Raw genomic sequence first — 1,328 nt, 5'->3', positions numbered from 1 at the left:
GCCGTAAACGCCGGGCGCAGACACGCAGGCGCTACGGCTGGCAGTCGGCCGGTACCGGACCGGTGAACAGGTCGTAGCGCTTGCCGACGCCGCGCAATGCGTGGCGGATGGTGCAGTCGTCGTGGTGGCGTGCGTACAACGCCGCGAAGATCCGCTCGCGGCCATCGCAGTAGTCCGCCGAGGCCTGTTCCAGCTCCTGGCGGCGTTCCTCGTCGTAGGCCTCTTCGCCCGCGAAGTGCTGGCAGGTGTTTTCGCGTTCGAGGAAGGCGCGCACGTCGGCGGGCATCGTGCAGTAGATGCGGATGTCGGCCAACTCACCCACGTCGTTGGATACCTCGCAGCCCGCAGCGGAGCGTGCGCGTTCGAGCTGTTCCAGGTCGGGCATGCCGACGTCGTCGTCGGTATCGGCATCCGTGTCGGGCGGCGCCTCGGCCGTGGACGCTTCGACGGCAGCAGGTGCCACGTCCATCGTGGCTGCGGGTGTAGCCGCCGCGGGAGCCGCAGCGATCGGTGCCACGTCGGCCGGTTGGGTGCCGCTGTCGCCTGCCTGCGGCGAACACGCCGCAAGCAGGGACAGGCAGCCCACCAGCGCCAGGCGCTTAGTCGGCACGACCGGCGAACTCACCGGTGGCGGTGTTGACCAGCACGCGTTCGCCGTTGGCGATGTACTCGGGCACCATGATTTCAATGCCGGTGCTGAGCTTGGCCGGCTTCGGGCGCTTGGTGGCCGTGCCGCCCTTCATTTCCGGCGGGGTTTCGACCACTTCCAGCACCACGCTGGTCGGCAGCTGCACGCCCACCGGGGTCTCGTCGATCACCTGCACGTAGATGCCGGTCAGGCCATCGGTGATGTACCCGGCGTCATCGCCCAGCACTTCCGCGTCGACCATGTACGGGGTGTAGTCCTCGTCGTCCAGGAACACGAATGCGTCGCCGTCCTTGTAGGAATAGGTGGACTGGCGGCGCAGCAGTTCGACTTCGGGCAGGTTGTCGTCGGCATCGAAGCTGGCATCGAGCTTGTTGCCGCCCGGCACGCTGTACATGATGAAGCGGAAGCGGACGTTGCCGCCGCGACCCTGCGGCGAGCTGCGCTCGATGTCGCGGATCTGGTAGACGCCGTTGTTGTATTCGACGACGTTGCCTTTCTTGATGTCGTTGGCTTTCATGGAATGAAGGTCGGTTCGTGGGAGGTCAGGGTGCCAGTCCGGGCACCCGGCGGGATGGGGATGTGTTTACTTGGGCGCCAGGCGCACGCCACCGTCCAGGCGGATGGTTTCGCCGTTGAGGTAGGTGTTGCCCAGGATATGGCCGACCAGGCCGGCAAAATC

General features: G+C 66.4%; 2 protein-coding genes and 1 pseudogene. All 3 read right to left on the bottom strand.

Annotated elements, in window-relative coordinates; genetic code table 11:
• Positions 1-31 precede the first annotated feature (31 nt).
• A complete protein-coding gene (locus DBR34_RS19930; RefSeq protein ID WP_128098066.1) occupies positions 32-610 on the bottom strand; it encodes a hypothetical protein in 579 nt (192 codons plus the stop codon).
• Positions 600-1,166: an elongation factor P-like protein YeiP gene (gene yeiP / locus DBR34_RS19925; RefSeq protein ID WP_128098065.1), complete on the bottom strand. Its 567-nt coding sequence runs from the start codon at positions 1,164-1,166 to the stop codon at positions 600-602. The genes DBR34_RS19930 and yeiP overlap by 11 nt, the downstream gene beginning before the upstream one ends.
• Positions 1,167-1,232: 66 nt before the next feature.
• A pseudogene (locus tag DBR34_RS24265) lies at positions 1,233-1,328 on the bottom strand (3-hydroxyacyl-CoA dehydrogenase); the annotation flags it as partial.

Origin of the sequence: Stenotrophomonas sp. HMWF003, from assembly GCF_003061285.1 — a bacterium.
GTDB lineage: Bacteria > Pseudomonadota > Gammaproteobacteria > Xanthomonadales > Xanthomonadaceae > Stenotrophomonas > Stenotrophomonas maltophilia_AP.
This window is presented reverse-complemented; position numbering and strand designations above follow the sequence as displayed.